General features: G+C 48.1%; 20 protein-coding genes. 11 read left to right on the forward strand and 9 right to left on the reverse strand.

The features are described 5' to 3' along the window. Nucleotides 1-190: 190 nt before the first annotated feature. A complete protein-coding gene (locus CWB98_RS06965; protein WP_138544200.1) occupies nucleotides 191-2,131 on the reverse strand; it encodes a hypothetical protein in 1,941 nt (646 codons plus the stop codon). A gap of 243 nt (nucleotides 2,132-2,374) precedes the next feature. Then, nucleotides 2,375-3,031 carry a Crp/Fnr family transcriptional regulator gene (locus CWB98_RS06970; RefSeq protein WP_138544201.1) on the reverse strand — a complete coding sequence of 219 codons (657 nt, stop codon included), beginning with the start codon at nucleotides 3,029-3,031 and terminating at the stop codon, nucleotides 2,375-2,377. Between the two features lie 316 nt (nucleotides 3,032-3,347). Between CWB98_RS06970 and CWB98_RS06975 the strand changes: the two genes are divergently transcribed. Continuing rightward, complete coding sequence (locus CWB98_RS06975; RefSeq protein WP_138544202.1) at nucleotides 3,348-3,578, forward strand: YgjV family protein; 231 nt, start codon at nucleotides 3,348-3,350, stop codon at nucleotides 3,576-3,578. A 50-nt stretch (nucleotides 3,579-3,628) separates the two neighbouring features. On the opposite strand, the gene CWB98_RS06980 is transcribed toward CWB98_RS06975, so the two are convergent. Then, entirely contained in the window at nucleotides 3,629-5,272 is a 1,644-nt protein-coding gene (locus tag CWB98_RS06980; RefSeq protein ID WP_171045603.1) for an amidohydrolase, read from the reverse strand. Between the two features lie 135 nt (nucleotides 5,273-5,407). On the opposite strand from CWB98_RS06980, the gene CWB98_RS06985 reads away from it, so the two are divergent. Next, nucleotides 5,408-5,908 carry a DUF1543 domain-containing protein gene (locus CWB98_RS06985; protein WP_138544203.1) on the forward strand — a complete coding sequence of 167 codons (501 nt, stop codon included), beginning with the start codon at nucleotides 5,408-5,410 and terminating at the stop codon, nucleotides 5,906-5,908. An 18-nt stretch (nucleotides 5,909-5,926) separates the two neighbouring features. On the opposite strand, the gene CWB98_RS06990 is transcribed toward CWB98_RS06985, so the two are convergent. Beyond that, entirely contained in the window at nucleotides 5,927-6,130 is a 204-nt protein-coding gene (locus CWB98_RS06990) for a hypothetical protein (RefSeq protein WP_054014645.1), read from the reverse strand. A gap of 180 nt (nucleotides 6,131-6,310) precedes the next feature. Between CWB98_RS06990 and proB the strand changes: the two genes are divergently transcribed. The 4 genes from proB to gltX all read left to right on the forward strand — a co-directional run bounded on the left by proB (nucleotide 6,311) and on the right by gltX (nucleotide 10,535). After that, nucleotides 6,311-7,435 (forward strand): glutamate 5-kinase, encoded by a 1,125-nt coding sequence (gene proB / locus CWB98_RS06995; protein ID WP_138544204.1) that lies wholly within the window; start codon nucleotides 6,311-6,313, stop codon nucleotides 7,433-7,435. 123 nt (nucleotides 7,436-7,558) lie between these two features. Then, nucleotides 7,559-8,512: a GGDEF domain-containing protein gene (locus CWB98_RS07000; RefSeq protein WP_138544205.1), complete on the forward strand. Its 954-nt coding sequence runs from the start codon at nucleotides 7,559-7,561 to the stop codon at nucleotides 8,510-8,512. A 69-nt stretch (nucleotides 8,513-8,581) separates the two neighbouring features. Further along, nucleotides 8,582-8,947 carry a glutaredoxin family protein gene (locus tag CWB98_RS07005; protein WP_138544206.1) on the forward strand — a complete coding sequence of 122 codons (366 nt, stop codon included), beginning with the start codon at nucleotides 8,582-8,584 and terminating at the stop codon, nucleotides 8,945-8,947. A gap of 100 nt (nucleotides 8,948-9,047) precedes the next feature. Beyond that, the gene (gene gltX, locus CWB98_RS07010) at nucleotides 9,048-10,535 is read left to right on the forward strand and encodes a glutamate--tRNA ligase (RefSeq protein ID WP_138544207.1); all 1,488 of its coding nucleotides are present in this window, start codon (nucleotides 9,048-9,050) and stop codon (nucleotides 10,533-10,535) included. Nucleotides 10,536-10,611: 76 nt separating this feature from the next. Here gltX and CWB98_RS07015 read toward each other — a convergent pair whose 3' ends face one another. The 3 genes from CWB98_RS07015 to CWB98_RS07025 all read right to left on the reverse strand — a co-directional run bounded on the left by CWB98_RS07015 (nucleotide 10,612) and on the right by CWB98_RS07025 (nucleotide 12,710). After that, nucleotides 10,612-11,055: a MarR family winged helix-turn-helix transcriptional regulator gene (locus CWB98_RS07015; protein ID WP_138544208.1), complete on the reverse strand. Its 444-nt coding sequence runs from the start codon at nucleotides 11,053-11,055 to the stop codon at nucleotides 10,612-10,614. 1 nt (nucleotide 11,056) lies between these two features. Then, entirely contained in the window at nucleotides 11,057-11,539 is a 483-nt protein-coding gene (locus tag CWB98_RS07020) for a glutathione peroxidase (protein ID WP_138544209.1), read from the reverse strand. 295 nt (nucleotides 11,540-11,834) lie between these two features. Further along, nucleotides 11,835-12,710, reverse strand: coding sequence for a LysR family transcriptional regulator (locus tag CWB98_RS07025; RefSeq protein ID WP_138544210.1), 876 nt, complete (start codon nucleotides 12,708-12,710; stop codon nucleotides 11,835-11,837). A gap of 152 nt (nucleotides 12,711-12,862) precedes the next feature. Between CWB98_RS07025 and CWB98_RS07030 the strand changes: the two genes are divergently transcribed. The 3 genes from CWB98_RS07030 (at nucleotide 12,863) to CWB98_RS07040 (ending at nucleotide 15,603) form a co-directional block, all read left to right on the forward strand. After that, nucleotides 12,863-14,017 (forward strand): iron-containing alcohol dehydrogenase, encoded by a 1,155-nt coding sequence (locus CWB98_RS07030; RefSeq protein ID WP_138544211.1) that lies wholly within the window; start codon nucleotides 12,863-12,865, stop codon nucleotides 14,015-14,017. 113 nt (nucleotides 14,018-14,130) lie between these two features. Further along, complete coding sequence (locus tag CWB98_RS07035; RefSeq protein ID WP_138544212.1) at nucleotides 14,131-14,775, forward strand: cytochrome b/b6 domain-containing protein; 645 nt, start codon at nucleotides 14,131-14,133, stop codon at nucleotides 14,773-14,775. 135 nt (nucleotides 14,776-14,910) lie between these two features. Beyond that, nucleotides 14,911-15,603 carry a DUF3581 family protein gene (locus CWB98_RS07040; RefSeq protein ID WP_138544213.1) on the forward strand — a complete coding sequence of 231 codons (693 nt, stop codon included), beginning with the start codon at nucleotides 14,911-14,913 and terminating at the stop codon, nucleotides 15,601-15,603. Nucleotides 15,604-15,666: 63 nt separating this feature from the next. On the opposite strand, the gene CWB98_RS07045 is transcribed toward CWB98_RS07040, so the two are convergent. Then, nucleotides 15,667-16,845: a DcaP family trimeric outer membrane transporter gene (locus CWB98_RS07045; protein ID WP_138544214.1), complete on the reverse strand. Its 1,179-nt coding sequence runs from the start codon at nucleotides 16,843-16,845 to the stop codon at nucleotides 15,667-15,669. A 324-nt stretch (nucleotides 16,846-17,169) separates the two neighbouring features. Here CWB98_RS07045 and acs point away from each other — a divergent pair, with 324 nt between their 5' ends. Together acs and CWB98_RS07055 are read left to right on the forward strand one after the other, a co-directional pair. Then, nucleotides 17,170-19,107, forward strand: a complete 1,938-nt coding sequence (gene acs / locus CWB98_RS07050) for an acetate--CoA ligase (RefSeq protein ID WP_138544215.1) — start codon at nucleotides 17,170-17,172, stop codon at nucleotides 19,105-19,107. An 86-nt stretch (nucleotides 19,108-19,193) separates the two neighbouring features. Continuing rightward, the gene (locus CWB98_RS07055) at nucleotides 19,194-19,847 is read left to right on the forward strand and encodes a response regulator transcription factor (RefSeq protein ID WP_054014446.1); all 654 of its coding nucleotides are present in this window, start codon (nucleotides 19,194-19,196) and stop codon (nucleotides 19,845-19,847) included. Nucleotides 19,848-19,906: 59 nt separating this feature from the next. On the opposite strand, the gene purU is transcribed toward CWB98_RS07055, so the two are convergent. Then, nucleotides 19,907-20,737, reverse strand: a complete 831-nt coding sequence (gene purU / locus CWB98_RS07060; protein WP_138544216.1) for a formyltetrahydrofolate deformylase — start codon at nucleotides 20,735-20,737, stop codon at nucleotides 19,907-19,909. Between the last annotated feature and the right edge of the window lie 254 nt (nucleotides 20,738-20,991).

Here is a 20,991-nt window from a genome sequence, read left to right on the forward strand (position 1 = left end):
TTGTTCTCGACGATATTTTCTCGCCTCAAAATAGAACACTTAATTAGGCAAATTGGTATAAGAGGTTTTTAATGTTGTTAGCTTCATACTGGTTGGTTCAGATTGAGCAAGTTTTGCGTGAAATTGATATTATTTCAAAGGCGATAAAAAAGCCGCGTAAACGCGGCTTTAATTCAGTTTACTCTAGTAATTAGCTACCGCCGGTACCTGTTAGGTTACGAACAGTACAAGTAACTGGGATATCAAGCGTTGCTGCTGTTGTGTTAGCTTCAATTGCCTGAGTGAACCACGTGTTGTTGTTCGGGTTCTTATAACGAACGGTGTAAGCCGCCGAATCGCCATTCTCCAGGCTTACTTCAAACTGACCTGAAGGGTAGAAGGTCTTAACGAAGCGACCACCACGGAACAGCTGAGCAATTGTTGGTGTAGTGATTGGTGTAGGTTGCTCGTCTGCATCATTGCTTGCACACACAAACTGAGGTGTTAGTGGCTTAACAATGTTAGCAGCAGGCGCTGTAGTCAGCTGCAGAGTACCACCATCTAGGTCACACAGGTCAGTGAACTGTACGCCTGATGCTACACCATTATCATCTAGGTTAAGAGTTGTACCATCTGCCAGAGTAGCGCCATCCAGAATGTTCTCACCATCTTTCATCATTTTCAGTTTAACTGGGAATGAAGGTGGGTTTCTGAAAGTACCTTTTGCAAGATTAGTGCGGTTGTATGCACCAATCAGTAGACGGTAGCTGTTAGCTTCAACCAGTACATCAGCATACACTTGGCTGTCAGCACCGTTTGAATCTTTGATGTCAAAGCTTAAGCGACGATTAGTACACTTATCAGCACCGATGATGTAAGTGAAGAAATCCAGGTTCCAGTATGACAGGTGGTTAACTGAAACAGCAACGTTATGTGTTGTTGCTTCTGCATTTGCATCTGCTTTAACTACACCATAGCTTTCGAAAGACCACTTACCTGCGTCTTCGTCGTAGCTCCATACAGGGAAGATATCGTTCACTGCAATTTGACGTGGTGCTACAGCTTGAGTACATACACCGTTTTTAAACATGCCTGCTTCGGCAGCTGCTTTAACCGCTGCTGCATCAGATGCATCGCCGTCAAAAGTCATCGGACAAGTGTTTGACGTATTTTTGTCAACTTTCATTGCAACTTTGATGCTACCGCCATCGAAGTTATCAACCTTGTTGTTGTTTTCGTCAACCAGCTCGATTGCAACAAAACCACCTGTAGCGAATGAACCTTCCCGACTAGTTGTTTCGTCTTCAGAGACTGTCAGGCCAAGGCCGCCAGGGAATGCATCAAGAGAAGACTCTTGTGTCGCCGCTGTGTCAAGTTCAGACGTTGAACGAGTTGCTTCGTTACCGAAGTAAGCAACAGTCAGAGTAGGTACTGATTGAAGCGGTTCATTGTTTTTGTCCAAGAACTTTGTGCCGTTATCCAAAGTAACCGATACACCACCGGCTGCTTTGTTAGTGTTCTTAGCAGCGTCAAGATCTTTGCTCAGCGTAATGCTGTCCGCACCGTTAAGTGCCAGACCACCATCAGCGGTGTAAGACGTTGTTACGCCATCGCCTGCAAGTGCTTCAAGTGTGCTTGTGGTCGCAATGATAGGCGCTGCATCATCAGCTTGCTCAAGAGAGCGAGCGGTAAGGCGAACCTGATCCGCAACATCGGTGTCTGTGCTCGAAAGCTCAACTGTACCTGAATTAGAAAGGAAACCATCAGCTGTGATTACGAAATCAAAGGACAGACCGTCAGCAGGAATTGCATCTACAGTAAACGCGAATGAACCGCCTGTGGCTGCTCTATCTTCTTCTGTCAGTGCATCGCCCGCAGTATTCAGAATGCTCGCAGCGTTGCTGCTAGTAAAGTTGATGGTAGCGCTAACTTCGTCGCTCAGAGGCTGACCTGCAGAGTCTGTTACGACGATTGAGAATGAGCCTGCTTTCTTGTCAACAACAATGTCGTCAGGTAAAACAGCAACTGTTTTGTCTTGCGGTGGCTGCTGGATGTCAACATTATTGTCATTGTCGCTAAAGCAGCCTGCTAAACTAACCGTTACACCCAATGCCAGGGCAAGTTTAGTTAGTCTGAATTGTTTGTTTCCCATGATTTTTACCTTTTCCTTTAAATCCAAGTAAACTGAGAGTAGTCACTAATGCTTTGCAGATGTAAGAGAGCCTTGCCCCGCATGCAAATTAGTGTTTAGAGGATAAGCCGACATTAATTTTTCGTCAAGTGAACTGCTCGAACTTTATCCAAAATTTCACATAAAATAATAACCTACTGATGTACTTTTAGGTTATCACGTTATATGTGTTAATAATCCATTTTTCTGAAGAATAATGAACGATTAAATTTGTGCAAATGCATCTATAAAAGCTTGCAATTTAGTCAAATCTACGGGCTTTAAGCCGTCTGATGTTCTAACGATTAACCCTTTATCAACAAGTTCGGTGACCACGCGGCGATAGGCACGCTCTGTTGTGGCGAAACGTTCTGCTTCTGCGCTCACGGTTGAATAGGCACGCAACAGCGCCGGGTGATTGTTTTCGGCTCTGAGCAGACAGTCTTTAGCAATGTTATAGCTCAAAGGCAGTAACAATTTGTCCAGGTTTATTTTTTGGTTCTCAGTGAATTTCGCTGCAATGGTTTGTGCGGTATACAGGCTCAACTCAGGCTGAGAAAGTAATAGTTGTCGCCAGTGTTTAAGTTCAATCAAATTATATTGGACATCATTAAGGCACGTCACTGTGTATATACAGGGTTGATTATTGAGCGCTTCAATTTCACCTATCAAAGTATTATTGCAGTCCAGCTGGCCAAGCAGCAGGCGTCGGCCATTCCCAACATCATAGCTGAAAGACACAGTACCACTTCTCACCAGGATCAGCTTTGTGAGGGGCTCATCCTGATGGATTAGCACTTCTTTTTTTGTGTGCTGAAAACTGTTACCTGCAAAACTGAGCAGTTGTTCCACCAAAGTGGTTGAAAAATGATATTGAAACATCTGGATGGCTCTTCGGACAATTGTCCTATTTATTAATTTGTTATGAAGATAGCATGACACTTATCGGTTTCACGCTAACTCACCCGATTGAGAGGCTAAGTGCTTTTCACCCCCGTTCCCGTGTTAGAGCTTATTTCAGGTCCTAATTTCTGTGGGGTTTAGTGAGTTAGCCTTTTTATTCGTGTAGCCTGTGTTGATGGCAACCGCGGTTTTTATTAACGCAGGTCAACGCCAGCTAAGCTGATATCATTATCCAGCATTCTGAGCCTTGGCGTCTACACTGAATAATGCTAACTCACTTGCGAGGAGAGAACAAATGACTTGGGAACTTTTAGGTTATATTGCGTCTGCTTTTTTAGTCATTTCTCTGATGATGTCCAATGTGGTTAAATTACGTTGGTTCAACCTCGCAGGGTGTATTTGCTTCACCATATATGGGGTCATGATAACGGCCTGGCCCGTTGCCTTAACCAATGGTTTGTTGGCACTGGTAAATATTTATCATCTGGCTAAGCTGCACAAGGCTGATAACAGTCCTCAGTCATAGAGCGAGCGCGGTTACACGACCGCGCTGTGTATTTATTTTATCATCATCGATTAATCTTTCGAATAACGTAACTGACCTGCAATCCAGGTTTGCATGACCTGAATATCCCTTATTTCCTGCTCCGGTACTTTGAAATAATCTTTATCCAGTAAGATAAAGTCAGCCCATTTCCCTTGCTCCAGACTTCCCAGTTTGAATTCCTGAAAGGCCGCATAAGCCGCGTCCAGAGTGAATGCCTGCAAAGCTTGTTTGCGGGTTAATCGCTCGTGGTTACGCCAGCCCTGCTGCGGATGTTGTTGGGCATTCATACGGGTAATGGCGGCATGTAGGCCATGGAACGGATTAGCCAATTCTACGGGAAAGTCTGAGCCAGCCGCGACTTTGCTGCCTTGTTGTAAGAAAGTTTGCCATGCGTAGGCACCTTGTAATTGTTCGTCGGTGAGCCTCTGCTCAGCCATGTGCATATCCGATGTTGCGTGTATGGGTTGCATCGAGGGAATGATATCCAGAGTTTTAAAACGGGGAATATCGCTCGGTTCAATGATCTGGGCGTGTTCGATCCGATTCCTTAGCAGTTTCCCCCCAGTTGTTTTGAACACATTTTCGTAGCTATCCAACACCAGACGATTGGCTCGGTCCCCTATTGCATGAGTATGTGCACTGAAACCATGTCTCACGGCCTGTGCAATAAGTTGTTCGAGGTGTTGGGGTTGTTCTAGCATGAGCCCCCGATATCCCTGACGGTCTTTATATTCTTTGAGCAGTGCAGCGCCGCGGCTGCCCAAAGCCCCGTCTGCGTAGATTTTGACACTGCGAATAGACAGCATATCGCGTTTATCTTTATAAACCCCGGTTTGCAGCATGCTCTCCAGTTGTGGATCAGCCGCGCTGAGCATAGCATAGATACGCAGCGGCAACGTTTGGGTTTCTGCTCGGCTGCGGTACAGCTTCCAGGTTTGTTTGTCGATGCCCGCATCATGTGCGCTGGTAATTCCCAGGCTGAGCAGATGCGCGCCGGCTTTGTTCAAAGACTGGCTTAGATGCGCAGATGAGGTGGGTGGAATAAATCTTTTGACCAGGCTTTCAGCCTTATCGATAAATATGCCTGTTGGGTTACCTGACGCGTGGCGAATGATCTCTCCACCCGCGGGAGACTGACTCTGGGCGTTGATCCCGGCTAATGCCATGGCTTTACTATTCACCCAGATTGCATGTCCATCAACACGTGTAAGTACGACAGGTCTGTCTTTTACAAATCTATCCAAATCCTCAGCTGTCGGAAACGTACTGGGTGTCCAGCGGGTTTGATCCCAGCCTCGCCCCAGGATCCACCCTTTGGGGTTTTCTTTACTGAAATCCGCTAATAATTTGCCGACTTCTTCGACTGAACCAGCTTCACGAATGTCAAGCCGGGAGAGGTTATTTCCCAGCCCAATAACATGACCATGTGCGTCAATGAGGCCGGGTAGTAAAGTCATACCCTGACCATTAAACTTGCTGGCTTTTGGGTACTGGTTAGCCAGTTGTTTGTCGCCAGTTCTGACGACTTTACCATCTTTGATCACCAGGGTCGAAAAGGTGTTAATTTCTCCACCTCGGGTCGGTGTGTAGCCGTTGACATTGTGTATCAGTGTGAACTGAGCCATGCTGATCCCACTGAATAAGATCAGTGCCAGGTAAATTAACCGGATCATGACAGGGTTTTCCTTGTGTTATTTTATTCGTTTATCCACCAATACCGTATTTTCCTTTAAAAAGACATCGAACTGAGACCAAAAAGTGACTGTGGTATTATAAAATGGTGTCAAACACACTTGTTAGGGTCAGAAATGCGGTTATTTATGGTGTACCTGGGCGGCCGGTTGAGTGGTTGCCATATTGAAATGCATGACATACGGTTTGTCGTTGGTGTGCGTATCGAAGATACTTTTAGCGCCTTGAAACAACAATGGGTAGGGGACAAGGATAAAGTGCATATGGACAGCTATGTTGCACTGCAGCATATCGACGGATATGAGGTTGATTTGGTCAGCGAACCGCCCGAGCAACAGCCTAATCTTTATTTCGTTAATCTGGGTGGATATCAGCGCGACTCTTTGGCTGAGCAGCACGCATTTGGGTTGTTTGTTGCACCCACAGCCCAGGCAGCAAAGGCACGCGCTTTAGACACTTTGCTGCCTCAGGTGGAGTTGCGTCATAAAGATGATTTGTATGAGGTAGATGACTGCATAATGTTAGATCTCATTGATGGCCAGCACTATGTTCGTCTGACACCCAGTGGTCAGTCACAATCGCTTGCTCCACAATGGTTTGGCTATCACAAACTGTGATCGTTAAAGCGCCATTGTTTAATCCTCTTTATCTGCTTTGATGGCGATTTTTATGGCGATAATGACAATGGCAAACATTAGAAAAGGCAGGGCCGCTAAGGCATATTCTGCGATATGGCTATCCTGATAGTTGGGCTGCAAAATAAAGTGCCCGCCAATACACAATGCGATACTCACGAAGAGTAAAGGCAGCATTTTCAGTTCTTTATTTGGTTTGCTCATGGTGTCAGCCCCATTCAATACTTAACGTCACTGGCTTTTTAAACGAGTTGGCCTGACAACGCAAGCGATAGTGAGCCTTTCTTTGATCCAGCGCTTTTTATGGTCACCGATTTTTTTGCGTTCACCTTCGTGTTATAACAGGGCTCAATGCCTGTCATTTGTACAGTGAAGGAATGAGGAATGAAAAAAAGTAAGGTCGTAGTGATCAAGCTGGGTACCAGTGTATTAACAGCCGGTACAGACAAGCTGAATAAGCCTCGCATGGTCGATATCGTCACCCAGTGTATGGCGCTAAAACAACAGGGGTATTCACCCGTTCTTGTGTCTAGTGGTGCGGTAGCAGCCGGCAGAGATGCTGTTGCGCATAGTGTCGGTGTTTCGATTGCAGAGAAACAGATGCTGGCCGCTATTGGTCAGGGCCAGCTTATCCATCTGTGGCAGTCGGTGTTTTCCTTATTTGAGCAGCCGGTGGCTCAGTTGTTGCTAACCCGTGCAGATGTTGAAGATCGGGAGCGTTATCTCAATGCCCGGGATACTATCACTCAGTTGTTAAAACATCAGGTGATCCCCATTGTGAATGAAAATGATGCCGTCGCCACGTCTGAAATTAAAGTCGGTGATAATGACAACTTGTCAGCGCTCGTGGCTATTCTGGCCAATGCTGACAAGCTCATGCTGTTGACGGATCAGCCCGGTTTGTTCACTGCCGATCCTCGCAGCAACCCCAAGGCAACATTGATCTCGGAAGTCGAGTTTATCGACCAGTCTTTAATGGCATTAGCGGGAGGCGCAGGTAGCAAGCTGGGCACAGGGGGGATGTACACAAAACTCGAAGCTGCGCGTACAGCACAGCGCGCCGGTATCGAGACTATTATTGCTAAAGGTGCTGAGCCGCAGGTGATCGAGCAGGTGATGGCAGGTACGGCAGAAAGTACCACCTTTGTCCGTTTTGACGCGCCCCTGGAGGGACGTAAAAAATGGCTGCTTTCCGGTCCTAAATCAACGGGGTATGTACAATGTGACCCCGGTGCGGTGACGGCCATTACTCATCAGGGGGCTAGTTTACTGGCCAAAGGGATAGTCGCTATCGGAGGTGAGTTTTCTCGCGGCGATGTGATAGAAATACGAGACCTAGATAGTCAGTTGGTTGCAAAAGGGTTAGTGGCATTTGATCATCAGGAAATGGATCAAATTAAACGCTTACACAGCAGTGAGATCCCTCTGACACTGGGCTACCCAGCGTCCAACGTTGTTGTGCACCGCGATGACTTGGTGTTGTTGGATGTGTATGCCGGGTCAGTTTAAGACTTTATCTTCCGCCTGCGCCAATTGAATAGAATTCATTGCGCAGGCATGTTTGCATGGGATTATTGAAAGCTGGTAAATAAACGCTAATCTTTAGAGTGAATCTGATCACCGGGCAACCATGTGACTATATCCACTTGCGGACACGAATACACCATCAGCTTATTGCAGCTCAAAGAAGAGCAGGCGTTGTATCAGCAGTTTTGTGACATTCTGGCATCTTTGCTGCCAGATTCGGCACTGAGCTTTTTTATTCGCCCCAGCCTGTCACGCAAAGAGTCCCTGAAGCTGGTTTATCAGCAACATGTGGCGCAGTCGCTGGCATTAGAAGATATGCTCGACAAAGCCCAGTTGTGCAGAGGTAAGCCAGCGTTGATCAGCAAATCCTACACCTGCATGCCCTTGCGACTTGACGACCAGGTGATTGGCTTACTTTGGGTCTACGAGGCGCTCACTCCGGCTAACTGTAACCTGACGGCACACCTGATGAATGTATTCTTTCATCAGTGGCATACGTTAGCCTTGGCCAGAATTGACCCTTTGTCTCAGTTACTCAATAGGCAAACTTTCGACGAAAGAGTACTTCAGATAGCATCTGGGCAGGGATTTTTGCAGCCAAGAGAAGCACATAATGCGCGCAACTGGTATCTTGCGCTGTTTGATATCGACCATTTTAAGCGTGTGAATGACTCCTTCGGTCATGTCATCGGTGACGAAGTGATCTTGCTGACTGCGCAATACCTCAAAGACAATTTTCGCGCGGAAGACTATGTCTTTCGTTATGGTGGTGAGGAGTTTGCTATTCTGTTTCAGGCACATTCAGATACAGAAGCGCAGTCATTGCTGGACAGAGTGCGTGATGTCATAGGCCTGGCTACGTTTCCTCAGGTAAAGACCGTCACGTTGAGTGGAGGTTACACTGAAGTCACGGACGTGATGCAAGTCTCTGAGTTAGTTAACCAGGCAGACAGGGCGCTCTATCATGCTAAGCAGCATGGTCGGAATAAAGTCGTCTTTTTCGGTGCTCTGGGGCTTGAATCTGAACAAGTTGCAAGCTCAGATATCGAACTTTTTTAAGCCAATATGTACCAATTATCCGGGAAGTTTGTGGTATTCTACGCGCCATGAAAATCCTGGAGTCTAACTATGAAATTAATCCGTATGCTTCTTGGCAGTCTGATCTTACTGTTTGATTTTATCTTTACCCCGCGCAGCAAAAAACGCCCGGCAGATGCTCAGGCGAAGTTGGATGCGCAAACTGCTAATTTGAAGCTGTATCAGTTCAAGGGCTGCCCGTTTTGCGTCAAGGTTCGCCGTGCCGCTAAGCGCGAAGGGCTGAAGCTGGAAACCCGTGATGCCATGAACAATCAGGTATATCGTCAGGAACTGCAAGAGCAGGGTGGTAAAATTAAGGTGCCTTGTCTTCGAATTGAAGAGCAAAACCAGGTGACCTGGTTGTATGAATCGAACGACATTGTGGCGTACTTACAAAAGCTTGAACAGGCAGCCTGAGCGCGACACCCGTAAACTGCATATCAGCGGTTTGCCCGTACAAGGGGCTATGCTAGCATTAGCCTCATGACCTCATTAGACATAATTTAAGAGAAAAAACATGACTATCCGCACGCGTGTTGCCCCGTCACCGACGGGCGATCCCCATTTAGGCACGGCCTATATTGCGTTATTCAACTACTGCTTTGCGAAACAGCAAGACGGTGAATTCGTACTGCGTATTGAAGATACCGATCAGCAACGAAGCACACCTGAATCTGAGCAGGCCATTATGGACAGCCTGCGCTGGTTGGGCCTTGAGTGGGATCACGGACCGGATGTGGGCGGCGATTTTGGTCCTTATCGTCAGTCTGAACGCAGCGATTTATATAAAAAATATGCTCACCAACTGGTTGAAGAAGGTAAGGCGTTCTACTGCTTCGCAACGGCGCAAGAGCTGGACGAAATGCGTGAACAGCAAATGGCTGAAGGGTTACGCCCTAAGTACGATGGTCGCGGTCTGAAGCTGAGCCAGGAAGAAATTCAGGCAAACCTGGATGCAGGTAAGCCGTATGTGATCCGTATGATGATCCCGGAAGAAGGCAGCTTCAAGTTTAACGATTACCTGCGCGGTGAGATTGAGATCCCGTGGGAAAATGTCGATATGCAGGTACTGCTTAAAGCAGATGGCTTCCCAACCTACTTCCTGGCCAACGTAGTTGATGATCACCACATGCAGATCAGTCATATCTTCCGTGGTGAAGAGTGGATCAACTCAGCACCTAAGCTGCTGAAGCTATACGAAGATTTTGGCTGGCAGGCGCCGGTACTGGGCCATTTGCCACTGCTGCGTAACCCGGATAAATCTAAGCTGTCAAAGCGTAAGAACCCAACTTCGATTAACTACTACAAAGAAATGGGTTATCTGCCTGAAGCCGTACTGAACTACCTGGGCCGTATGGGCTGGTCTATGCCGGATGAGCGCGAGAAGTTTACGCTGGCCGAGATGATTGAACACTTCGACATGAAGCGCGTGTCACTGGGCGGACCGGTATTTGATATCGATAAGCTGAGCTGGCTGAATGGTCTGTGGATCCGTGAAGATCTAAGTGACGAGCAACTCATTGAGCGCTTCGTTGACTGGAAACTCAATGGCCAGATGCTGGCGCGTGTGCTGCCGGAAGCGAAGACGCGTATTAACACCTTGTCAGATCTGGTAGGCCTTGCTGGTCACTTTGTGGGTGGTATTCCAGAGTATGATCCTGCGTTACTGACAGCTGGTAAGGCGGAGGAAGAAACGGTGCGTCAGGCACTGCAATTCTTCATCTGGGAGCTGGATAAGCTGCGTCAGTGGAACAAGAGTGAGGTCTTCGCAGTGGCTAAATCGGTGGCGACTTTCCACGAACTGAAGATCAAAGACTTCCTGGAGCCAATTTTCGTTGCCATTACTGGCAAAACCTCATCGACCTCAGTGGTTGATGCGATGGAAATTCTTGGTTCAGATCTGTCGCGTGCGCGTTTACGTGTGGCACTGAACCACCTGGGAGTATCTAAGAAGCAAGCGAAGAAGCTGGAAAAAGCATACCGCGAGTACCCCAGCATCGGGTAATGAGGTCCGGCCTCATATTAACCCCATGATGTGCATGGTAAAAAAGGCTGAACTCAGGTTCAGCCTTTTTTATTGCTTAGCTGTCATTTAACTGGCTGTTTAAAAAGGTATCCAGTAGTAACTTTAGCTGTTGTAGATCTGCCATTGGCATATTGGTCTGTGCCAGCATCTGCTGGGGAATACAGCTACAGGCGGCCTCCAGCGCTTTACCTTTTTCCGTCAGATAGATATGGCACTGGCGTTCATCACGCTCAGAGCGCACCCGTGTCACCAATTCCTGCTGTGCCAGTCGTTTGAGCAGAGGTGTGAGCGTGTTGCTGTTTAGCTGCGCCCGCTTGCCTATCTCTCCGACTAACAACCCGTCGTGTTGCCACAGGATCATCAGGACTATGTACTGCGGATAGGTGAGGCCATGGGCTTTCAACAAGGGTTGATAGAGCCGTGTGACCTGACGTGATGCGGCATACAAGCTAAAACATAGTTGGTTGTCCAGACGCAATTGCGTCGGCTGTTCTTTCATCTTATGCACTTAATGCTTTTTCAATATCTTTGCTTATTTTCTCAGGTTTTGTGGTCGGCGCATAGCGTGCCAATGGCTGACCGTCTTTACCCAGCAAGAACTTTGTAAAGTTCCACTTGATTTTGTTACCGAACAAACCGGGCAGGGCGTCTTTCAGGTAGCCATACAATGGATGGGCATTGTCTCCATTGACCTCAATTTTCTCCATCATCTGAAAATCAACCCCGTAGTTTATCAGACAGCCCTGTTGTATCTCAGTAGCACTGCCGGGCTCCTGTTGACCAAACTGGTTACAGGGAAAGCCTATAATGGTCAGACCCTGCTCTGCATATTGCTCATGCAGTGCCTGAAGTCCTTCGTACTGAGGCGTCAGCCCGCACTGGCTGGCGGTATTCACAACCAGCACGACCTTGCCTTGCAGGCTGCTAAATTCAAAGGGCTGTCCTTGCAATGTATTGGCACTGAACTCGTATAGTTTGGTCATTTTAAATCTCTTGTGATTATATCGTGTGCGATATAATTTAGTGTAATCAAGCAAAGAGATCAAGTTAATACCAATTTTCTTAATTAAGGGTTCTATTTTGAGGCGAGAAAATAGGGTCGATAACACCGCTCACGCGTCCTACTATCGCTGAGGTACCTACGTCCATGTAGGCAAGGCAAAAATTTTATTATTTAGTTGTCCTAATTGAGAAATTTTTAACGCCGTTAGCGTCATATTTGCTCCGTCAAATTGAACAGGTATTGAGTGAAATTGGTATTCTTCAGTCAGGCACTCGTTAGTCAGTCGACGTATTAAAACGATCTAACAGAAAATCAATGAGTAAGCGCACACGGTATGGCATTAGATCTTTACGCGGGTAAACCAGCCAGGAGGCATTATCCGTGACCTGAAACTCATCCAGCAGAGTGATCAGCGCGCCTGAAGCAAGGTGCGGTTCAACAATATCGCGCGCCAGGTGCGAAATGCCAAGACCTTGCAGGCAGGCCTGCAATAAAGCGTGAGGGTGATTGGTCCGCCAGTTTCCGCTGACTTTGACTTCCTCAATGTTGTCGTCGATGGCGAAGCGCCAGCGGTTATTGGCAGCCAACAGGCAGTTGTGCTCACTCAGCTGATGGGGGTGTGTGGGTGCCGGGTGTTTATTGAGATAGTCAGGACAGGCAACCAGGGTCATGGGTCTGGGGGTCAGTTTACGGGCAATGAGACTGGAGTCGCGCATTCGGCCAAAGCGAATGGCCAGGTCGAAGCCGTCCTCAACCAGGTCGACATTACGGTTATTAAAATCGATTTCTACGGTGACTTCCGGGTATTGCAGGCAAAACTCGGCAATTACAGGCGCAACCCGGTTGGCAACAAAATCTCCGGCGCCGGTAATACGTATATGTCCTTTGGGAATTTGCTGGCCACCGAGCAGCTGGTCGTTGGCTTCACTGAGCTCCTGCTGGATCAGTTTCAGCTTGGCGGCATAGTGTTTACCTGCATCGGTGAGGTTTATGCTTCGCGTGGTGCGCTGCAGGAGCAGCGTGCCCAGTCGCTGTTCCAGTTGCTGGATCTGACGGCTGACATGAGAGGTCGATACATCAAGCGCCTGTGCCGCCCGACTAAAGCTGCCATGTTCAACAACGGCGAGAAAAATATCCAAACCCTGCCACATTTTTATCTCTCCAGTGCAAGCAATAGCAGTATAGTATTTATATTGTTGCTGTATGGCAAAATTAATTTGCCTGTTAACTAATGATCATCACAGACGGGCAAGCTAGACTGAGGGTCGTTTCATATCGAGTCACAAATTAACAGGAACAGAGCATGTTGAATTTCAGTTTTCACAATCCGACGCAAATCCTATTTGGAGAAGGCCAGATAGGGGCGATGTCAGACAGTATTCCGGCCGATGCGAAAGTATTGGTCATCTACGGTGGTGGCAGTATTAAAAGCAATGGGATTTATCAGCAGGTGAACGATGCATTAGCCAATCATAGTTGGGGTGAGTTTAGCGGTATTGAGCCTAACCCCAGCTATCAGACCTGTATGCAGGCGGTTGAGCTGATCAGACAGGAAGGCTATACCTACTTGCTGGCTGTGGGTGGTGGCTCGGTCATTGATGGTAGCAAGTTCATTGCGGCGGCGGCTGAATTTGACGGTGAGCCCTGGGATATTCTTGCCAAAGGCGCTGAAATAAAGTCTGCACTGGACTTGGGTGTGGTGTTAACCCTGCCAGCAACTGGGTCTGAATCGAACAGCTTTAGTGTGGTATCCAATAAGGAAACCAATGACAAACTGCCATTTGCTTCGCCTAAGGTTCAGCCCAAGTTTGCGGTATTGGATCCTCAGGTCATGGCCTCATTGCCTGAGCGCCAGCTTATCAATGGCGTGGTCGACCCATTTGTTCATGTCATGGAGCAATACCTGACTTACCCCATTGAGGCAAAAGTTCAAGATCGGTTTGCCGAAGGCCTGTTGCTGACGTTGATGGAGGAAGGGCCTAAGTTGTTCTCTGAGCAAGTGGATTATAAAGTCCGTGCCAATGTGATGTGGTCTGCAACCATGGCACTGAATGGCCTGATTGGTTCTGGTGTGCCACAGGACTGGGGGACGCATATGATTGGTCATGAACTGACCGCGGTTTACGGCTTAGATCATGCTCAGACACTGGCGGTTGTGTTACCACGCATGATGCATGAGCAGCGCGATGCTAAGCGCGGCAAACTGCTGCAATACGCCGAGCGTGTCATGGGGTTAGAAATCGGCGATGAAGATCAGGCCATTGACCAGGCCATTGAGAAAACAGAAGCCTTTTTCCAGTCTCTGGGCATGAAAACCCGCTTGAGTGACTATGGTGTAGGCGCAGATGCAGCCGATAAAATCGTGGCACAGCTTGAACGTCACGGCATGGTTGCCCTGGGTGAACATCAGCAGGTTGATCTGACCAAATCGCGCGCCATCTTGCAAGCGTGCTTGTAAGGTTAATCTCACAGTTTGGGGCGGTGAGCGCAAATCATCGCCCTGTCTTCACGTATTTTACCTGCCTGTGATACTCTGCGAGGGTTAAAAGCAAAATCACTCGGGGTAGTAAAATGGCAACTAAAGTTTGGGATGGATTCATACGTGGCTTTCACTGGTTACTGGTCATCGGCATTGCGGTGCTGTATTTCAGCGGCGAGGAAGGCTGGCTGGAGATCCACTTTGTAACCGGATATGTGTTACTGGCGCTCATGGCAACACGTTTGATCTGGGGGATCATCGGTAGTCAGACGGCAAAACTCAGTAGCTTATTCCATTCACCTAAAGCGATTTTGGCTTCGTTAAAATCGTCAGCGTCCTATGTTGGCCATAACCCGGCCGGTAGTCTGATGGTACTTGCCTTCTTTATCTTAGTCAGTGTGCAGCTCATTTCCGGTTTATTTACTACGGATGATATTCTGGTCGAAGGACCGCTGGTGGCGCATGTCCCATATAGCTGGGCTGAGCTTGCCGGGGATATTCATCATACCAATATCGATATTTTATTGATTGCCATTGCCATCCACGTTAGTGCGATTGTGGTTTATCGCCTGAGAGGTAAAAACCTGGTTAAGCCTTTGCTGACGGGCAAAACTGCAGAGCCTGTATCATCTGCGCCTACTATGCGCAGTGGTCTGATCGCCTATGTGATTTTTGTCGTGCTGAGCGCGGTGTTGTTGTTCACATGGGGCTATGAGCCACTGATGGCTTTATTTTAATTTAGTCAAGTTACTGCAAAAGCTAAACTTTTAATAACTTAAAGCGTCCTTTTCAGGAAAGTTAAACAGATATGACCTCTCAGAGTCATAATTCTGCTAACATAGCGCGGTTTTAAAGCAATACAGAAGTGAATTATGCTAACTCCTTATTACCAGCAAGAAATGGATAGCGTGGCGATTAGCCGCGAGCAGGCCAGCCAGTTTGCTAAACAGGTGGCGGATGACTTTAACCCTTTGCACGATGTCGATGCTAAGAAATTCTGTGTACCGGGTGACTTGCTGTTCTCGTTAGTGCTTGAACGCTACGGTGTAAGTGAGAATATGCACTTTGACTTTGTGGGCATGGTCGATGAAACCAGCCGTCTGCATTTTCCACCCCTGAGCGATGCCTTTGATATCACCTCAGATGACAAAGTGATGCTGTCGGTGAAACGCAGTGGTGAGCGCAAACAGTGTGACAGCCTGACCAGCAGCCTGATCCGCAACTACGTCGAATTCTCTGGCACCACCTTTCCTCATGTGATTATTCCATTGATGGCAAAGCAGGATGTGATGATTAACCCGGCACGTCCCATGGTGATCTATGAGTCTATGTCCATCCACCTGGACAGACTCGATATTGAAGAAGTAGCACTTCAGCCTGCGGAGCCTGAGTTTACCTTTGAAGGCAAACGCGGGAAAATCGTATTGCGATTCAACCTGTTCCATGGCGATGAGCAAGTGGGCCAGGGCGAGAAACATATGGTGGTTGCGGGCGTACGGGAATACTGTCAGGAAGCCGTAGATAAGCTGATTGAATATTACAACGAGCGTAAGGCGACCTTATAAGCTCGCTCGACAAGACACAAATAAAATAAAAAGCCCGCAGTAGCGGGCTTTTTGCTGCGGGAGTTAAAAAACATATTTCACGGAGAACTGCAGACGGTCCAGATCCCCTTCGGCACCGCTTTCGGTTTCGCGGGTTGCGACCTTATATTCAGCGCCAAAAGTGAGTTTCTTCACGGGTGAGTAAAGAATGTTGGCACTATAGCTGGTGGTAGACTCTGTAGGATCTACCGTGATGCCCAAGAGATCTTTGTCATTGTCCGCAGAGAAGAAAGAATAAAGGAACGTAGAGCGCCATTGTGGATTCCAGTAATGCTGGTATGCAACAAAGCCAGACGTTGAATCAATCGCATGTAACGCTTTACCATCATAGACAGCGCCATGTGCGGCATTGAGGCCCACATAACGACCCAACCCCTGACCTTGGGTCAGCATAAATTTAAAGTTGTTTTTACCAAAGTTGACCCGGCCAGACGCACTGATGCCGAAAGAGGTTTCGCTTTCATCAGCCGTCGCAACTTTATAGGTCAGTTCACGGCCTAATGCGGCGACGACCAAGTGACCCCAGTCGGCTTTATAGGTATAACGAGCGGTAAAGTCGGGCATACCAGCATCATCGGTAACAACACGGGCACCACCTTCAGAGGTGATGGTACTCTCCGGGTTTTCGGCCGAGAAGGACCAGTTACCAATTGTGTACTTAGCCATGGCCTGGCGCACGAACACAGTGCCATCTGCCGGTCCGACAAAGTCCAGTGTTTCCGGTAACGCACCGACGTTCTGGAAATTGGACCAGGCCTGACCAAATAACCAACCTTTATAGGTCACATAGGCTTGACGGATCCGAGGAGAATAAGAGTTCGTCACCCGTTCGTTACCGCCCGTAGAAGCGATAAAGTCCAGCTCAACCTTGGTTTGAATACTGCTGCCATCATCCAGCTTAGTATCCGTTGCAAGGCTGAAGCGAGACTGACGGGCATGCATGTCAAATACCGCATCTTTGGGCTCGCCTCCACTAACCGGTGTTGTACCGGGGATATAAAAATCCCGGCCAATGTGCTGTGAAGGTAAGCTGCCATCGGAAAAGTCGCTCCAGATGGCATCGAGTTTTATATATCCACCATATTTTACTTCGGTACTGCCGAGTTCTGCTGCGTTGACAGTTGAAACGAGCAGGCCGCTTAGTAGCGCGCTTTGCACAGCCAGGGCGCTGAGCGTTAAATGATTTTTTTTTGCTGTTGTCATAGTTGAATTCCTGTTTGCATTGCTCCGGGTTGCGCAGACATGCCCCGGCTGAGATCAGCGAATGTGCCTCTTACCTTTCAATGTTGTTGATGGCGGCTTTTTACTCAATTAACCTTTGGTCTATACGACTAAGGTGGGATGTGGATAGAGGAGTCTTGTACTTTGCGCTACTTGTGACTGGCACTACACCTTGAGAAGGGGCTAACTTATCTACTATGTTTGCAATATGGGTGCAAGTACAACTAAGGTCTAATACTTAATATAAAAAGAGTGGGCGATCCTTGGTGCATCGCCGTCTGGCCAAAAATCAACATGGAGATGACTATGTCACAGAGCATTTATCCGGTTCCTGAAGCTATCAGGAACGCAGCGCTGGTAGATAACGATCAATATACAAAACTATACCAACAATCCATTGACGATCCTCAGGCATTCTGGGCCGAGCACGGAAAGCGCCTTGACTGGTTTACCCCTTACAGCAAAGTAAAGAACACCTCTTTTGACAAAGGTCACATCAGCATCAAATGGTATGAAGATGGTGTACTCAATGCGTCTTATAACTGTATTGATCGCCACCTCAAAGTTAACGCAGACAAAGTCGCGCTGATCTGGGAAGGTGATGATCCAACGCAAAGTGAGCACATTAGTTTTCAGCAACTGCACGATGAAGTGGCTAAGCTTGCCAATGGCCTAAAAAAATTGGGCGTTAAAAAAGGTGACCGTGTTGCCATCTATATGCCAATGACCCCTCAGGCGATTTACGCCATGCAGGCGTGCGCCCGTATCGGTGCTGTGCACTCTGTGGTCTTTGGTGGCTTTTCACCGTCAGCCATTGCGGATCGGATCAAAGACTCAGGGGCCAAAGTGGTGATCACCTCTGATGAAGGGCGTCGCGGCGGTAACTGTGTGCCGCTCAAAGCCAATGTTGATGAGGCGGTCAATCAGGATGGCGTCAGCATTGAGCACGTGATTGTGCATCAGCTCACTGGTGGTGAAGTAGAGTGGCAGGCACACGATGTCTGGTGGCATGAGCTGGTGGCAGATGTCGCCAGCGAGTGCGAGCCAGAGCCGATGAATGCCGAAGATCCTTTGTTTATCCTTTACACGTCTGGCTCAACCGGCCAACCAAAAGGGGTCGTACATACCACCGGTGGTTATCTGGTGTATTCATCCATGACGCACGAGTATGTCTTTGATGTCAAAGCCGATGATGTTTACTGGTGTACCGCCGATGTCGGTTGGATCACCGGGCACAGTTATATGGCCTATGGGCCGCTGGTAAATGGCTGTACTCAGGTGATTTTTGAAGGGGTACCGACTTACCCAAGCTCCGGTCGCATCGGTGAAGTGGTAGACAAACACAATGTCACTATTTTATATACTGCCCCGACTGCTATCCGTGCGTTGATGGCCAAAGGCGATGAGCCAGTAGCCAGCTCGAAGCGCACCAGCTTGCGGATCATGGGCTCGGTGGGTGAGCCAATCAACCCGGAAGCCTGGAGCTGGTACTACGAAAAGATAGGTAACAGTCAGTGCCCCATCGTAGATACCTGGTGGCAAACTGAAACCGGCGGCATCATGATCACACCATTACCGGGAGCAACGGACATGAAACCGGGCTCGGCGACGCGTCCTTTCTTTGGTATTGCACCAGCTTTGTTCGACGCAGAGGGCAACACGCTTGAGGGCGCAACAGAAGGTAACTTGGTGATCCTGGACAGCTGGCCTTCTCAGGCGCGGACCGTTTATGGAGATCACGAGCGCTTTGAGCAAACATACTTCTCGGCCTATCCGGGCGTGTATTTCACAGGCGATGGCTGTCGTCGCGATGAAGATGGCTATTACTGGATCACCGGTCGTGTGGATGATGTGCTGAATGTCTCTGGGCACCGTTTAGGTACCGCTGAGATTGAAAGTGCTCTGGTTGCGCATGAAGCTGTCGCTGAGGCCGCGGTAGTGGGTTACCCGCATGATATTAAGGGTCAGGGGATCTATGTGTACGTCACTCCCAACGAGGGGGTCGCAGTCACGGACGAGTTGACCAAAGAAGTGCGTAACTGGGTACGCAAAGAGCTCAGTCCAATTGCCTCGCCGGATATGATCCAATGGTCACCAGGCTTGCCGAAGACGCGTTCGGGTAAAATCATGCGCCGTATTTTGCGTAAAATTGCTGCCAATGAGTATCAGCAACTGGGTGATACCTCGACTTTGGCGGACCCAAGTGTGGTCGATGAATTGATCGAAAACAGACTAAACCGTTAATTGAGCGTTAATCGCTTGAATTATGACAAAATATTGACCTACTATATCGGCTGTCGACATGACAGCCGATTTTTTAGGAGCCAAGCATGAACCAGTTTTTAATTGCGGACGATCACCCTTTGTTTCGCGAAGCATTAAAAGGGGCGCTGCAAAACCAGTTTGACGGGTTGGAGATTTTCGAATCTGAAAACTTCGAGCAAACCTTGCAACAATTATCCGAACAGGACGAGCTGGATCTGCTGTTGTTGGATTTACATATGCCGGGCAATGGCGATTTGTATGGCCTCATCCGCATCCGTGAAGATTATCCGAGTTTGCCCATTGTGGTGGTGTCGGGCAGTGAAGACCTCAATGTAATCTCCAAAGTCATGGGTTATGGCGCCATGGGCTTTATTCCTAAGGCGTCTTCATCAAAGGAGATTGTCGAGGCACTCAATCAGGTGCTCGAAGGCGATGTCTGGTTGCCAGCCAGCCTCAAAGATCAGATTGCAGAACTCGACGGAGAAGATAAGCAGCTGGCACAGCAAATTGCATCATTAACGCCACAGCAATACAAGGTGTTGCAATATTTGCATGAAGGGTTGCTCAACAAGCAAATTGCCTATGAGCTGAATATCTCAGAGGCCACGGTTAAGGCACATATTACGGCGATATTTCGTAAACTGGGGGTCTACAACCGCACTCAGGCGGTATTGATTGCGGCTAAGCTGCAACTGGAACCCCTCGACAGCCAGAGTTAACAGTCATGTCGTGACAAGGAGAGTGCCAGCACGAAGATGCTGGCGTTTTTGTTATTACGCTAGGCAAATACCACGGTTTTATTACCATTAATAAACAGCTTATGTTCCGTGGCCAGTTGAATGGCTTTGCAGAACACCACTTTTTCAATATCCCGGCCCATTTTCGCCATGGCCTCGGCGCTATCGGCATGACTCACCTGAGTGACATCCTGCATGATGATCGGGCCTTCGTCTAATTCGTCGTTGACGAAGTGTGCCGTCGCACCAATGATTTTTACCCCGCGCTCAAACGCCTGATGGTAAGGCTTTGCTCCGATAAACGCTGGCAGAAACGAGTGGTGAATATTAATGATCTGATTGCTAAAACGGGCAACAAACTGTGGGCTGAGCACCCGCATATATTTGGCCAGGCCGATATAATCGGGCTGGTATTGCTCAATAACCTGAGCCATGGCATCGTCATGCTGTTCACGTGTCAGCCCCTGATGCGATACCAGATGAAACGGCACGCCAAAGCCCTCTACCAACGGCTTCAGGGTATCATAGTTGGCGATCACCGCCTGAATTTCAACGTTAAAGGCATTCTCGTATTGCTTTAGCAGCATACCACCCAGGCAGTGGGCTTCTTTGGTGGCAAGCAGGACCACTTTGGTTTTTTCATTGCCATGTAAGTGTACTTGCGCACCGCCTGGCAGCACACTGCGTAGTTGCGGCAAAAACTGTTCACCGACATCACCTGTCAGTTCTGTACGCATAAAAAAGCGCTCACCTGCTTTATCTACAAATTCGTTGTTACGGACTATATTCAGATTATGCTCAAAACAGAGCCCCGTTACTTTGGCAATTAGTCCCACATCATCACGACACTGGGTGGTTAAAACAATACTCATATCCTCATTCCATTCACTGTTAAAGCTGACATTCCACCATACCCCGCTGGCTACGAAAAACAAGCAGACATTAGTCCGCTTCGTTTCTCTAAGTGCTGTTTATTGAGTGATAGAAACAGCAATTGATGTGATTTAGGGGCTAGAGTAAAAGTTCATTTTATTGTGTTTCTCACTGTTCTCTTTGTGGGTAACTTTTTTCTAATCAATAGGTTAATTCTTTAAATTTTAATTGCTCCATTAACATTTGAACTCGA

Origin of the sequence: Pseudoalteromonas rubra (genome assembly GCF_005887115.1) — a bacterium.
Lineage (GTDB): Bacteria > Pseudomonadota > Gammaproteobacteria > Enterobacterales > Alteromonadaceae > Pseudoalteromonas > Pseudoalteromonas rubra_F.

What these genes read in the sequence shown, in the direction of transcription:
- CWB98_RS06965 (WP_138544200.1), bottom strand. Translation starts at nt 2,131, where the DNA reads ATGGGAAACAAACAATTCAGACTAACTAAACTTGCCCTGGCATTGGGT.
- CWB98_RS06970 (WP_138544201.1), bottom strand. Translation starts at nt 3,031, where the DNA reads ATGTTTCAATATCATTTTTCAACCACTTTGGTGGAACAACTGCTCAGT.
- CWB98_RS06975 (WP_138544202.1), top strand. Translation starts at nt 3,348, where the DNA reads ATGACTTGGGAACTTTTAGGTTATATTGCGTCTGCTTTTTTAGTCATT.
- CWB98_RS06980 (WP_171045603.1), bottom strand. Translation starts at nt 5,272, where the DNA reads ATGATCCGGTTAATTTACCTGGCACTGATCTTATTCAGTGGGATCAGC.
- CWB98_RS06985 (WP_138544203.1), top strand. Translation starts at nt 5,408, where the DNA reads ATGCGGTTATTTATGGTGTACCTGGGCGGCCGGTTGAGTGGTTGCCAT.
- CWB98_RS06990 (WP_054014645.1), bottom strand. Translation starts at nt 6,130, where the DNA reads ATGAGCAAACCAAATAAAGAACTGAAAATGCTGCCTTTACTCTTCGTG.
- proB (WP_138544204.1), top strand. Translation starts at nt 6,311, where the DNA reads ATGAAAAAAAGTAAGGTCGTAGTGATCAAGCTGGGTACCAGTGTATTA.
- CWB98_RS07005 (WP_138544206.1), top strand. Translation starts at nt 8,582, where the DNA reads ATGAAATTAATCCGTATGCTTCTTGGCAGTCTGATCTTACTGTTTGAT.
- gltX (WP_138544207.1), top strand. Translation starts at nt 9,048, where the DNA reads ATGACTATCCGCACGCGTGTTGCCCCGTCACCGACGGGCGATCCCCAT.
- CWB98_RS07015 (WP_138544208.1), bottom strand. Translation starts at nt 11,055, where the DNA reads ATGAAAGAACAGCCGACGCAATTGCGTCTGGACAACCAACTATGTTTT.
- CWB98_RS07020 (WP_138544209.1), bottom strand. Translation starts at nt 11,539, where the DNA reads ATGACCAAACTATACGAGTTCAGTGCCAATACATTGCAAGGACAGCCC.
- CWB98_RS07025 (WP_138544210.1), bottom strand. Translation starts at nt 12,710, where the DNA reads ATGTGGCAGGGTTTGGATATTTTTCTCGCCGTTGTTGAACATGGCAGC.
- CWB98_RS07030 (WP_138544211.1), top strand. Translation starts at nt 12,863, where the DNA reads ATGTTGAATTTCAGTTTTCACAATCCGACGCAAATCCTATTTGGAGAA.
- CWB98_RS07035 (WP_138544212.1), top strand. Translation starts at nt 14,131, where the DNA reads ATGGCAACTAAAGTTTGGGATGGATTCATACGTGGCTTTCACTGGTTA.
- CWB98_RS07040 (WP_138544213.1), top strand. Translation starts at nt 14,911, where the DNA reads ATGCTAACTCCTTATTACCAGCAAGAAATGGATAGCGTGGCGATTAGC.
- CWB98_RS07045 (WP_138544214.1), bottom strand. Translation starts at nt 16,845, where the DNA reads ATGACAACAGCAAAAAAAAATCATTTAACGCTCAGCGCCCTGGCTGTG.
- acs (WP_138544215.1), top strand. Translation starts at nt 17,170, where the DNA reads ATGTCACAGAGCATTTATCCGGTTCCTGAAGCTATCAGGAACGCAGCG.
- CWB98_RS07055 (WP_054014446.1), top strand. Translation starts at nt 19,194, where the DNA reads ATGAACCAGTTTTTAATTGCGGACGATCACCCTTTGTTTCGCGAAGCA.
- purU (WP_138544216.1), bottom strand. Translation starts at nt 20,737, where the DNA reads ATGAGTATTGTTTTAACCACCCAGTGTCGTGATGATGTGGGACTAATT.